This is a genomic window from Pseudarthrobacter sp. NPDC092202 (genome assembly GCF_044755505.1).
GTDB lineage: Bacteria > Actinomycetota > Actinomycetes > Actinomycetales > Micrococcaceae > Arthrobacter.
The window spans coordinates 1-12,748 of record NZ_JBIVRG010000030.1 but is presented as its reverse complement, the minus strand read 5'-3'; the positions used below and the strand labels follow the sequence as shown (position 1 = coordinate 12,748).

Below are 12,748 nucleotides of genomic sequence, written 5' to 3'. Positions count from 1 at the left end.
GGTCTAGACAATCACTATTCTTCCTGATCAGAGGGGCATTTCTGCGTCACGGCACCCGCTTGTCACCCAAGCTCATCGGTGGATCGAGGCTAAGGCGCAGCCGAACTCCCCTCCGATGCCGTGTCCGCCCGCGGCCGCTGCCTGCGGCTGAGCAGGATGAAAGGCGCCGCGATCAGCTGCAGCGTGCCACCCACGGCCAGGGAAGCCGGATAGCCGTAGAGGTCGGCGGCCCTGCCCAGCGCTGGCTGCACCACGACTCCCCCTGCCGAACCCATCAGGGAATCGAAGCTCAGCACCGTTGCCCGCTGCTTCGACGCAATCATGTCGTTGAGGTACGCCTGCCGCACGGGGGTGCCTGCTGAGGCCACCACGGCCCACAGCGCCAGGAGCGCCAGGGCAACCCAAAAGACGGTGGTGAACATCAGTACCACCAGGATGAGGGCACTGAAAATGTTGGTGGCAATCAGCACGCTGGTCCTCCGTTTGACCAGTTTGCGGATGCGCGGCGCCATCCAGCCGCCCACGATGTCCGCTCCTGCCACCAGAGCCGCTGCCAGGCCCGCGATTGCATAGGCCCGGGGATCTCCAAACAGCTGCAGCAGGTAGGGCTGCAGGGCGTAGAACACGTAGATGCCCACGCCTTCGGTGAACGGCGCGGCCAGCATGATGTACCGCACGGGCGGATGCCTCAGGCCGCCGTCCACTGAAGCTTTGAGGACCGCCCGTGTGGCCTGCAGTGGGCGGGCCGAGCGTTCAGGTGTGAAGCCGACGTCGTGCATGAGCAGGAAGGCCACCGCAAACATTGCCACCAGCACACCCACGCGCAGCAGGAACGGAACCCCCAGGTTCGTGGCCTGGGCGATCACCCCGCCTGCCACGGAGCCGCTGAGCATGGCCACCCCGGAGACCATCTGTCCGCGCCCGAGCACCACCTCCAGCCCGCCCTCGTACCCGGAGAAGCGCAGGGCATCCACCAGCCAGGCCTCCACCGCACCCGAAAAGAAGGTGAAGCCCAGGCCCAACAGGACTGAGACGGCGGCCCACCACCAGAAGGGGGCCGAAAACTGCCACAACAGGAAGTACAGGAACGTGGATCCGGCCAGCGTTACTGTCCCGAGGAGGAAGGACATCCGCCGCCCCCAGCCGTCCGCCACCACTCCGGTGGGCACTTCGAAAAGCACCATGCCCACCGTGAAGAAGGCATTTGCGGCAAAGGCTTCAAGGTTGGTCAGCCCGGCATCCAGCAGGAAGAGCGTATTGATCCCCCAGATGAACGAGGCCGCGAGGGTGTTTCCCAGAGTCAGTGTGAGGTACACGCGCTGGATTTTCCGGGCAGCCGCGTTCATGGCAGGTGCTGCTATGAGGGGCTGAAGCTGGCAGGCACAGGGTCGTGCCGCAGGTACCGGCGGCGGAAGCGCCCGGTACCTGCGGTGAGTGCCCGCAGGTCAACGGCGTACCTCAGGAGTTCCTGGTCCGGGACCTCAGCGCCGATCTCAGTGAGCCCTTCGCCCGAGGATGTGGTTCCGGTGAGCCGTCCGCGACGGGCTGAAAGGTCGCTCATTACCGACCCCACGTGCTCATCCGCCACCATGATGGTCACGGAGGACACCGGTTCAAGCAGCTGGATCCGCCCGGCCGCTGCTGCCTCCCGCAGCGCCAGCGCACCCGCCGCCTGGAATGCTGCGTCCGAGGAATCCACGCTGTGCGCCTTGCCTCCCGTGAGCGTGACCCGCAGGTCCACCACGGGGAACCCCGCGCCCACGCCCTTCTCCATCTGGGCGCGGACGCCTTTTTCCACGGACGGGATGAAAGTCCCGGGAATGACGCCACCCACCGTTTTGTCCACGAATTCGAAACCCCCGCCGCGGGGAAGCGGCTCCACGTCGATGTCGCAGACGGCGTATTGCCCGTGTCCTCCGGACTGTTTGACGTGCCGGCCGTGTCCGGCCGCGGGCGCTGCGAAGGTTTCACGCAACGGCGTCACCACGTCAACGGTGTGCAGTTTCACGCCCTGGTCGCGGAGCCTGTCCAGGACCACCTCAACGTGGGCCTCACCCATGCACCAGAGGACCAGCTGGTGCGTTTCGGCATTCCGCTCCACGCGGAGGGTGGGATCGCCGGCCGCGATCTTCCCCAGGCTGCGCGCCAACGCGTCCTCGTCGCTGCGTGAATCGGGTTCCACCGCCACCGGCAGCAGCGGCTCCGGCATCTCCCACGTGGCCAGCAGCAGTGGCCGGTCCCGCCCGGAGATGGTGTCGCCGGTTTCGGCGCTTCCCAGTTTTGCCACCGCGCACAGGTCTCCGGCCACGCAGTACGGAACGGGCCGCAGGGAGGCCCCCAGCGGTGAGTAGAGGTGCGTGACGCGTTCATCCGAATCATGGTCCTGGTGGCCGCGGTCCGCCAGCCCGTGGCCTCCGACGTGCACCGGGGCATCCTCACGCAGCGTCCCGGAGAAGACCCGGACCAGGCACACCCGTCCCAGGAACGGATCCACGGAGGTCCGGACCACTTCAGCCGCCAGCGGCCCCGCGGGATCGCACCGCAGGGCTTCCACCGGTGACCCCGCCAGGTCAGCGGCCCCGGGCAGGCGGCCGTCCGGCGGAGACGGAAAGGCCCGGACCAACACTTCCAGCAGTTCCGCAGTGCCCAGCCCGCTCACGGCGGATGTGGACAGGACCGGGAAGAAGGTGCCGCGTTCGACGGCGGTTTCCAGGTCGGCGACCAGGACGTCAGTATCGATGTCCTCGCCTTCGAGATAGCGGTCCATCAGGCTCTCGTCCTCGCTCTCGGCGATGATCCCCTCAATGAGCTCGCCCCTGGCGGAAGTGGACGCTGCAAGCTCCGCCGCATCCGCTGCCCGGACGGCAGCGGCCGGCTCCCCGGACGAATAGTCCGTGACCGTCCCGGACAGCAGTCCCAGCAGGCCGGTGACCTCACCGCCTGCCCGCACCGGGACGTACAGCGGCAGGACGCCCTCGCCGAAGGCCTTCCGGCAGGCGGCCAGGACGCCGTCGTAATCCGCCCGGGGGTGGTCCATGCGGGTGATGGCGACCGCGCGGGGCAGCTGCATGAGCTCGCATTCACCCCACAGCGCAGTGGTGGTGGCATCGATGCCGTCCACGGCGGACACCACGAACAAGGCCGCGTCCGCCGCACGCAGTCCCGCCCGGAGCTCGCCGATGAAATCGGGGTAGCCAGGGGTGTCCAGGAGGTTCACTTTGATGCCGTCGATCAACAGCGGCACCAGGGACAGGGTCACAGAGCGTTGCTGGTGCACGGCCGCGGGGTCGGAATCGCTGACTGTGGTCCCGTCCGGGATGGATCCTTTGCGCGTGATCATGCCGTGGGCAGCGAGCAGCGCTTCTATCAGCATGGTTTTTCCGGCACCGGAATGTCCTACCAGCGCCACATTCCGGATTTTGGCCGGATCCTCCGCGGCAAAACCGGCAGAGGCGTCCGCGCGGCGGGACTCAGCTCCGTTGCGGCCAGCTGCCGTCCTGGCTGAGTCCTTGGTGCCCTTGACCGACATGGGAAACCTCCTGGCATCTTTGCCATCCGACCGGACTGAAACGTGTCCTCTGATTCGACACCCTGGAGGGTGGATCGGCAAGAGCCGTTGGGCCTGCGGTCAGCTGCCGCGCGCCTTTCGCGTGGCGGCGTCGTTGGCCTTCTGGATGGCCTTGACCAGCTCATCCTTGTCCATGGTGGAACGGCCGTCGATGTCCAGCTCCTGGGCAAGCTTATAGAGGTGCTCCTTGGAGGCGTTGGCATTCACCCCGCCGGCGGTGGGTTCGGAGGACGTTCCGCCCTCCTCCGCCCGCTTGTCCGAGGGGCCGCGCCTTTCCTTCGGCTCCCAATGGTCCCCCACCTTCTCATAGCTGTGCTTGAGGGAGGCGTAGGCCGCGCGCGCAGCCCGGCCCTCGTCATTGTCATAGCTTTCAAGGGCTGAATCGTAGGTCTTGGCGAAGGTGTCCTGGGCCTTTTGTTCAGAACGCTGCAGGGTGGAGGGCAGCTCTTCCTTGCGGGCGTGGTCGTTCTTGCCGGTCTTGGGCACGGCACCCACACTCCTTTCATCAGCAGGCTGATCATGCGGATGACTCCAGCTTAGCTGCGGGGAGCACCAGGCGGCGGGCCGCCCGGAGGGAATGTTTAGCGGTGGAGCCCCCTGTCGGATTCGAACCGACGACCCCCGCTTTACAAGAGCGGTGCTCTGGCCAACTGAGCTAAGGAGGCGTGCCCCTGCGGGCGGGCGCCTGAACGGCGCTAGATAAGGTTAGCCCAACTGGTGCCGGTGGTAAAAACGCCAGCGGCTCCAAGGGAACCCGGCTTAACGCGGACGGCCCGCTCCCGGAAGAATCCGGAAGCGGGCCGCTGGCTGGGAAGGTTGCGGGAAAGGCTTTAGGCCTTGGCGTCGATTGCCGCCTGGATCTCCGCGTTCAGGTCGGTGCCGCCGTCCCACTGCTTGCCGTCAATGAAGACCGTGGGCGTGCCGGTGATCCCGGTGTTTGCGGCCAGCTCCGTGGAGTACTTCACGTACGGGCGGAAGGTCTTGTCGTCCACGCAGCTGTTGATGTCCGCGCCAATGTCGCTGGCCAGGGACTTCAGCTTGTCGTCGGACAGGCCCGCACCGCCTTCTGCGGGCTGGTTCTCGAAGAGGACGTTGACGTATTCCGCGTACTTGTCGGGGGCCGTGTCGGCAACGCATGCAGCCGCGTTGGCGGAACGGGAGGAGTAGTTGGTGCTGGACTGGCGGTCCAGGAAGCCCAGCGGCCGGTACTCCATGGTGATCTTGCCTTCGTTCCGCAGGCTTGTCAGGGCCTCGTTGTAGGTCTCTTCGAAGCGCAGGCACACCGGGCAGATGAAGTCGATGTACGCAATGACCTTGACGGGCTGGCCCTCCTCGGCTTCTGCCCCGGGCGCCACCACGGGGCTGGGCGGGGTCTCAGGCTTGGTCAACGTGGTCACGTCAACGTTGGCAGGATCCGTCTGCTTGACGTCGGTGTTGGCCAGGAGGGTCACGCCGCCATTGACGTTGGCGTTCGCAGGCACGGGCCCCTGGTCGGCGATGGGAGTGTTCTGCCTGATGCTGGTGGTGACCACCAATGCCACAACAGCCAGGATGGCCACGACAGCCGCCACGATGCCCCAGCCGATGAGCAGTTTGTTGCGCTTGTCCTTTTTCAGCTGCGCTTCGCGGATCAGGCGCGCCTTTTCCCGCGCCTCCGCGGTTCGCTCAGCCTTGGACTTACGGACTTCGTTTGCAGGGCTCATGTGTTCCTTGGGTCGGTTGACGTGGGGGGACCACTTCGTGGCAACTCCATACATTTTAGGGGAGAAAGCTGGGAGCTTGCTCCTTCAAGTATCGGCGGGGTTGACGAACAGCCGAATAGCACGGAAGATTCCGTCCCGTTAGGGTGGGCACAGAGGCACAAGCAACCCCAGGGGGCCGCAATGCAAACACCCGTCCAGGAAAAATCGACCGCCCCGGCGACGTCCGGCGCCGCCGGGCCCGGCCACGGCGGAGAAACAAAGTACGACTTCATGGTGGTGTCCAACAGGCTGCCTGTGGACCGCTGCGCCCCGGGCGAGAGCGGGGACGACGGCTCCGGCTGGCGCCGCTCCCCCGGCGGGCTGGTGACGGCACTGGCACCCATGATGACCAAGACAGACGGCGCCTGGGTGGGGTGGCACGGCGCGCCCGACGAGACGCTCAAGCCCTTCAGCCATGGCGGCATGGACCTCGTACCGGTACAGCTCAGCACCGACGATGTGGAGCTGTACTACGAGGGGTTCTCCAACGCCACCCTCTGGCCGCTCTACCACGACGTCATCGCCCCTCCGGAGTTCCACCGGACCTGGTGGGACGCCTACCGCAAGGTCAACAAAAGGTTCGCCGACGCCGTCATCCGCCATGCCGACGAGGGCGCCACTGTATGGGTGCAGGACTACCAGCTCCAGCTGGTGCCGCGAATGCTGCGTGAAGCCCGGCCGGACCTCCGGATCGGGTTCTTCAACCACATTCCGTTCCCTCCGCCGGAAATCTTCGCCCAGCTGCCCTGGCGCCAGGCAATCATCGACGGGCTCCTCGGCGCCGACCTGGTGGGCTTCCAGAGGACCAGCGACGCCGGCAATTTCATGCGCTCAGCTCGCCGCTTCCTGGGCGCCAGCGTTAAGCAGCAGCAGGTCCACGTGAAGGGCCACGACGGCGAAGTCACGCATATCGCACGCGCCCAGGCCTTCCCCATCTCCATCGATGTCCGGCAGATCAGCGAACTGGCCGCCAAACCGGAAATCGTTGAGCGGGCCCGCCAGATCCGCCAGGACCTTGGCAACCCCAAGACCATCCTGCTCGGCGTCGACCGGCTGGATTACACCAAGGGAATCCGGCACCGCCTCAAGGCCTTCGAGGAACTCCTGGCGGACGGCAAGCTGTCTGTCGGCGAGGCCACCCTGATCCAGGTGGCCAGCCCCAGCCGCGAGCGCGTTGAGCAGTACCGCCTCCTGCGCGAGGAGGTGGAGGGCACTGTAGGCCATATCAACGGCACCTACGACACCATCGAGAACACCGCCGTCCGCTACCTGCACCACAGCTATCCCGTCGAGGAGATGGTGGCGCTGTACCTCGCCGCCGACGTCATGCTGGTCACGGCACTCCGGGACGGCATGAACCTCGTAGCCAAGGAATACGTCACGGCACGCACCAACAACGACGGCGCCCTGGTCCTGAGTGAGTTCGCCGGTGCAGCCGACCAGCTCAAGCAGGCCCTGCTGATGAACCCCCACGACATTGACGGGCTCAAGGGCGCCATCATGCGGGCCGTGGAGATGCAGCCGAGGGAAGCCGGCCGCCGGATGCGGGCCATGCGCAAGCAGATCCTCGAGCACGATGTGGACCACTGGTCCGCGGACTTCCTGCACGCGCTCAACGAAAAGGTGGTCCGCGATGACTCCTGATGCCCGCCACGCCAAGGACAAGCTCGCACTGACCCCTGAACTCCGGGCGGCCATCCGGGAGATCGCCGCCACCGAGCACCTGCTGGTGGCCATGGATTTTGACGGGACCATGGCACCCATCGTTGGCCACGCGGATGACGCCCGGCCCCTGCCACGCTCCGCAACGGCCTTCGCCGGGCTCGCCGTGCTTCCCCGGACGACGACGGCCCTGATCTCCGGGCGCGCCCTCGCCAGCCTGCGCGCCGTCGCGTCCCCGCCCGTGAACACCCTCCTCATCGGCAGCCACGGGGCGGAGGCCTGGCTGGGCCCCGGATCCACCGGGCTGACACTCGATCCGGAGCAAAAAGCACTCCTTGCCGAGGTGCGCGCCATCCTGGCGGACATCGTCAAGGAAGCGCCGGGCACCATGCTCGAGGACAAACCGGCGGGGGTGGTCCTGCACACCCGCCTCGCCCCCGATGACGTAGCCGACGACGCCGTGGCCGCGGCGCGTTCCGTGTTGCAGGACCGGCATGGGGTGTTCCTCAAGGACGGCAAGCGGGTCCTTGAAACCTCGGTGGTCAATGCGTCCAAGGGCGAAGGCGTCACATTCCTACGGCAGATCACTGGTGCCACGGGCGTCCTTTTCGCCGGCGACGACACCACGGACGAGGACGCCCTGGCTCGGCTGGAACCGGGGGACGTCGGCGTTAAAGTGGGCCTGGATTTCACCCAGGCCCAGTACAGGGTAGAGGCGCCGGTGCATGTGGCGGAATTGCTGGAGGTACTGCTTCAGGAACGCAGCATGGCCGTCGCGGAGGAAGATCCGGGCACGTCCGCGCCGTGATACGGCGCACCCGGGTTGTGCAAGCTCACGTGTGACCTCCGTAACATTTGCAACCAATTACGGAACATCTGACATACTCTTGCTTGTGATGTGGCGCACAAGAACCGTGCGGCGTCACTCAATGCTCTCCTGCTTTGGCAAGAATGCGTCTGCAGTACAAAACTGAACAAACATGAACCATTCACAACGGATCGTCCGGCACGTACCTGCCGGTGAAGGGATTGATAACTGTGGCTACAGTTACTTTTGATAACGCTACGCGTCTGTACCCGGGCACAGAAAAGCCCGCCGTCGATAAGCTCAACATCGACATCGCCGATGGCGAATTCCTGGTCCTCGTTGGACCCTCCGGTTGCGGTAAGTCCACCTCCCTGCGCATGCTCGCAGGCCTCGAGGACGTCAACGCCGGCCGCATCCTGATCGGCGACCGCGACGTCACCGACGTTCCCCCGAAGGACCGCGACATCGCGATGGTTTTCCAGAACTACGCGCTGTACCCGCACATGACTGTGGCCGACAACATGGGCTTCGCCCTGAAGATCGCAGGCGTCTCCAAGGAAGAGCGCGCCGAGCGCGTCCGCGAAGCCGCCAAGCTTCTTGACCTTGAGCAGTACCTGGACCGCAAGCCGAAGGCACTTTCCGGCGGTCAGCGCCAGCGTGTCGCCATGGGCCGCGCAATCGTGCGTAACCCGCAGGTCTTCCTCATGGATGAGCCGCTCTCCAACCTTGATGCCAAGCTCCGCGTCCAGACCCGTACCCAGATCGCCTCGCTGACCCGCCGCCTGGGCGTTACCACCGTCTACGTGACCCACGACCAGGTCGAGGCCATGACGATGGGTGACCGCGTTGCTGTGCTGAAGGACGGCCTGCTGATGCAGGTCGACACCCCGCGCAACCTGTACGACAAGCCCAAGAACGTCTTCGTTGCAGGCTTCATTGGCTCCCCCGCCATGAACCTCCTCGAGCTCCCCGTTGTCGACGGCGGCGTCCAGTTCGGCGGAACGGTGTACCCCGTGCCGCGCAACGTCCTGGAAGAGGCACACGGCTCCACGGTTACCCTCGGAAGCCGTCCGGAAGACCTCGAAACCGCTCCGCAGGGCGAAGGCCTGAAGGTTGAGGTCGACGTCGTCGAAGAGCTCGGTGCCGACGCCTACGTCTACGGCCACACCACCCTTGACGGCAAGGACCACGACATCGTGGCACGCGTCGACGGCCGCCGCCCCCCGATGAAGGGCGAGGTCATCTATGTCCGGCCGCAGTCGGGCCACGTGCACCTGTTCGACACCAAGACCGGCCTGCGCCTGGGCGACTAGTCCCCACCGCACAACTGACGGCGGCTCCTCCTCACGGATGGGCCGCCGTCGGCTGTTAACCGTGCCTGCAAAAGAAATTAGCTGGACGCCCCGACGTACGGAAGAATTGGACCATGACCGAGGAATACAGCGCCCAGTGGCACGACGAACCCACCGACTATGCGCAGATCGGCAAACTGCCGCGGTTTGTTGCCGCCAGTGCCGATGACGGCAAGGCTGCCTCGGTTTCCAGCTCCCTGAACATCACGGCGGCAGCGGCCGATCCCGAGCTGCTGGACCTGCCGTGGCACATCGCCCTGGAAGACTGGCCGGCGGAAAACCTGGCGGCCCTCCCCCGGGGCATCTCCCGCCACATCGTGCGCTTCGCCCACCTTGGCGGCTCCGTGATCGCCATCAAGGAAACCTCCGAGCACGTGGCGCGCCACGAGTATCACATGCTCCGGAAGCTGGCCCGGCTGGACGTCCCTTGCGTGGAACCGGTGGCCGTCATCACCGGACGCACCACCCTGGATGGACGTCCGCTGAACCCGGTGCTCGTCACCAGGCACCTGAAATTTTCCATGCCGTACCGCGCCCTGTTCTCCCAGATGCTCCGCAAGGACACCCTGACGCGCCTCATCGATGCCCAGGCGCTGCTCCTGGTGCGGCTGCACCTCATCGGCTTCTACTGGGGCGATGTGTCGCTCTCCAATACGCTGTTCCGGCGCGACGCCGGCGCGTTCGCTGCCTACCTCGTGGACGCGGAAACGGGCGAGCTCTATCCGGACCTCTCCACAGGGCAGCGCGAGTACGACCTCGAGATCGCTCGGGTGAACATTGCGGGCGAGCTTATGGACCTCCTGGACGGCGGCCTGATCGAGGAAAAGGTGGACCCGGTGGCCACCAGCGAGCTCATCATGGACAGTTACCGCCGGCTCTGGGCGGAGCTCACTGAGAAGGAATCCTTCGAACTTGGTGAGCGCTGGCGCGTGAGTGCCAGGATCCGGCGGCTTAACGAACTCGGTTTCGACGTCGAGGAATACGCCATCAAGACCACCCAGAACGGCTCCACCATCCAGCTGCAGCCCAAAGTGGTGGACGCCGGGCACCACCAGCGGCGGCTGCTGCGGCTCACGGGCATCGATGCGCAGGAGAACCAGGCGCGCCGGCTCCTGAACGACATGGATTCGTTCCGGGCGGACAACAACCCGGACATGGACGAGGAATACAGCGCGCATCTCTGGGTCAGCCAGATCTTCGAGCCGATCGTCAGGTCCATTCCGCGGGACCTTTCGGGGAAGCTGGAGCCGGCTGAAGTGGTGCACGAGGTTCTGGAGCACCGTTGGTACATGTCCGAAAAGCAGGAGCGCCACATCCCGCTGGCTGAAGCCGTTCAGTCCTACATCGACTCCATCCTGCGCCACCGGCGTGATGAAGCCGCGATCATGCTGAACCCGGACACGGGGATGCTGAAGATCCTCGAGGTGGAGACGGAAGAGTCCCGCTACGGGGACGATGAGTCGATTGACGAATATCCGGACTCCGACGACTAAGGGCTAGATTGCCTTTCCGGGGTTGAGGATGCCCGCAGGATCAAACAGTGCCTTGATCCTGCGCTGGAGTTCACGGACCGGCTCCGGCTGCTCCTGGCCCAGCCAGCGCAGCTTGTACTGCCCCACCCCGTGCTCACCGGTGATTGTGCCGCCCATTGCCAGTGCGGCGGTGATGGACTCGTCCAAGACCCGCTGGAGCCGCTCCATGGCGCCCGCGTCCACACCATTCCCCGTCCGGTCGATCCAAAAGGTGGGGTGCAGGTTGCCATCGCCGGCGTGGGCCACCACCTTGAGGTGCACCCCGTGGTTCAAGGCCATGCCTTCCAGCGCTGCCACGTAGTCCACAAGCCGGGAACGGGGAACGGCCACGTCCTCGCCCACCCGGTATTCGTCGTCGACCTCCACACCCCTGCTGTGGCGGCGGAGATCGACCAGCCGTTCGGCCTCTGCACTCGCTTCCGTACTGACGGCGGCCCCGCCCGCCAGCAGGACATCCCGGACCACCTGTGCCTCGGCAGCAGCGCCAAATCCGTCGGTCTGGATCAGGAGCAGGGAGCGGCCCCTGGCGGTGAGGTCCGATCCGTGGATGTCATCGAGCTGGGCCAGGGTGCCGCCGTCGAGCAGTTCCATGATGGCTGGCTGGACCCGGGCCCTTCCCACTGCCAAAACCCCTGCGGCGGCCAGCCTGAAGTCAGGGTAGAACGCCGCGATGGTATGTACGTCCCGGGGCAGGTACTTCAGGCGGACGGTGACGCCGACGACGATGCCGAGCGTCCCTTCGGACCCTACGAACAAGCCGGTGAGATCGTAGCCTGCCACGCCTTTGAAGGTTTGATGGCCGGTGTGGATGAGTGAGCCGTCGGCAAGCACCACATCCAGAGCCAGGACGGAGTCCCGTGTGACCCCGTATTTGGCGCAGCGTAACCCGCCTGCGTTGGTGGCTACGTTCCCGCCGATGGTTGAACTCCGGAAGCTGGCGGGATCGGGCGCGTACATCAGCCCGTGCTGCGCGGCTGCGTCGTTCAGGACGGCATTGACGACGCCCGGCTCAACCCTGGCCGTCTCATCGTCCGGGTTCAGCGCGAGGATGCGGTCCATGCGCTCAAGGGAAAGGATGATGCAGTTCTCCGTGGCGTGGGCTCCGCCGGAGACACCCGTGCCCGCGCCTCTCGGCACGACGGCGGTACCGCTGTCTCTACAAGCGCGCACTACGGCCTGGACCTCTTCCACGGATTCCGGGAAGACAACAGCCAGCGGCAGCTGGAAGTCGATAACTGGGGCCTGGTCCACGGCGTACCGGCGTAGGGAAACCTCTTCCGCGTCTACCTGCCCGGGTGCCAGGATCCTCTCCAGCTCGTCTACTACGTTTGCCAACCGGGCCTCCATACGTCGTGTCACGGGTCTTCCCCAGTCTAGGGGGATACCCTAACGGCGAACCTGCTGGGACCTGCACTCGTCCGCAGCGTAAGCCACGGCTCAGGCAGCGCCCATAAACCGGGCGTACCTGGCAAGGATCAGCGGCCAGGCTTCGGCATAGGTGGCCCTGGTGGCAACAGGGTCTTCAGCCCCCTCCCAGCCGTCGTGGAATATCCGCAGTTCGGCTCCCTCCGGGACTGGCCGGAAGGCGACCAGCAGCTCCGTGGACCACAGCGCCGTGGTGCCGGGATGCCAGGTTGCATGGAAGGACAGCGGAGGCTGCCAGTCATCCAGCGTTCCCCAGATGCTGGTGCGTCCGTCGTCCGACGTTTCGAGGATGAGGTTCTCCTCAAACTCAACATAGGAGCCGGCCCCATAAACGCCGTGCGATTCCAAAGGCCACCAGAGATGGGTGTGGTCCGTAAAGCCGGCGAATGCATGCGCTACGCTTCCCGGTACTAGCACCGTGTGAACCAGGGGCTCCAGGAGCTCGAAAGCAGGGTGGGCATCGTCTCTGGAGGGTTCTTGCTGATGGCTGAAGAGGCTATCCATGCTGTCCAACTTTACCGCCCCCTCCCCCTGCGACGCTCTCGAAGTCAAGGTGGGGTTTCGCGGGACGCTCTCGCTCACGGTGTGGGTGGTGGGGGCCGGCAGGAGGTGGAATTGCATGCCCCGGGGGAACCGGCGTTCAGTGGGAGAGGATCACC

At 65.5% G+C, this 12,748-nt stretch carries 10 protein-coding genes and 1 tRNA gene; 4 read left to right on the top strand and 7 right to left on the bottom strand.

What is annotated here, in order from left to right:
- Nucleotides 1-89: 89 nt before the first annotated feature.
- From ACIQF4_RS21015 to ACIQF4_RS20995, 5 genes are all read right to left on the bottom strand, one after another.
- Nucleotides 90-1,346, bottom strand: coding sequence for an MFS transporter (locus ACIQF4_RS21015; RefSeq protein WP_400517848.1), 1,257 nt, complete (start codon nucleotides 1,344-1,346; stop codon nucleotides 90-92).
- Between the two features lie 11 nt (nucleotides 1,347-1,357).
- Nucleotides 1,358-3,529, bottom strand: a complete 2,172-nt coding sequence (locus tag ACIQF4_RS21010) for an elongation factor G-like protein EF-G2 (protein WP_400517847.1) — start codon at nucleotides 3,527-3,529, stop codon at nucleotides 1,358-1,360.
- Nucleotides 3,530-3,628: 99 nt separating this feature from the next.
- Nucleotides 3,629-4,054, bottom strand: coding sequence for a ChaB family protein (locus ACIQF4_RS21005; RefSeq protein WP_350004926.1), 426 nt, complete (start codon nucleotides 4,052-4,054; stop codon nucleotides 3,629-3,631).
- Nucleotides 4,055-4,156: 102 nt separating this feature from the next.
- Nucleotides 4,157-4,233: transfer RNA gene (locus ACIQF4_RS21000), tRNA-Thr, on the bottom strand.
- Between the two features lie 165 nt (nucleotides 4,234-4,398).
- A complete protein-coding gene (locus tag ACIQF4_RS20995) occupies nucleotides 4,399-5,271 on the bottom strand; it encodes a DsbA family protein (RefSeq protein WP_400517845.1) in 873 nt (290 codons plus the stop codon).
- Between the two features lie 180 nt (nucleotides 5,272-5,451).
- On the opposite strand from ACIQF4_RS20995, the gene ACIQF4_RS20990 reads away from it, so the two are divergent.
- The 4 genes from ACIQF4_RS20990 (at nucleotide 5,452) to ACIQF4_RS20975 (ending at nucleotide 10,625) form a co-directional block, all read left to right on the top strand.
- A complete protein-coding gene (locus tag ACIQF4_RS20990) occupies nucleotides 5,452-6,954 on the top strand; it encodes a trehalose-6-phosphate synthase (RefSeq protein ID WP_400517844.1) in 1,503 nt (500 codons plus the stop codon).
- Entirely contained in the window at nucleotides 6,944-7,780 is an 837-nt protein-coding gene (otsB, locus tag ACIQF4_RS20985; protein WP_400517843.1) for a trehalose-phosphatase, read from the top strand. Before ACIQF4_RS20990 ends, otsB begins: the two co-directional genes overlap by 11 nt.
- Nucleotides 7,781-8,010: 230 nt before the next feature.
- The gene (locus ACIQF4_RS20980) at nucleotides 8,011-9,093 is read left to right on the top strand and encodes an ABC transporter ATP-binding protein (RefSeq protein ID WP_102978136.1); all 1,083 of its coding nucleotides are present in this window, start codon (nucleotides 8,011-8,013) and stop codon (nucleotides 9,091-9,093) included.
- Nucleotides 9,094-9,206: 113 nt separating this feature from the next.
- Nucleotides 9,207-10,625, top strand: coding sequence for a DUF4032 domain-containing protein (locus tag ACIQF4_RS20975; protein ID WP_350004936.1), 1,419 nt, complete (start codon nucleotides 9,207-9,209; stop codon nucleotides 10,623-10,625).
- Nucleotides 10,626-10,628: 3 nt separating this feature from the next.
- Here the strand turns inward: ACIQF4_RS20975 and ACIQF4_RS20970 are convergent, their stop codons facing one another.
- Both ACIQF4_RS20970 and ACIQF4_RS20965 read right to left on the bottom strand, forming a co-directional pair.
- Nucleotides 10,629-12,011: an FAD-binding oxidoreductase gene (locus tag ACIQF4_RS20970; protein WP_400517849.1), complete on the bottom strand. Its 1,383-nt coding sequence runs from the start codon at nucleotides 12,009-12,011 to the stop codon at nucleotides 10,629-10,631.
- A 90-nt stretch (nucleotides 12,012-12,101) separates the two neighbouring features.
- Entirely contained in the window at nucleotides 12,102-12,593 is a 492-nt protein-coding gene (locus tag ACIQF4_RS20965) for a hypothetical protein (RefSeq protein ID WP_400517842.1), read from the bottom strand.
- Nucleotides 12,594-12,748: the final 155 nt, after the last annotated feature.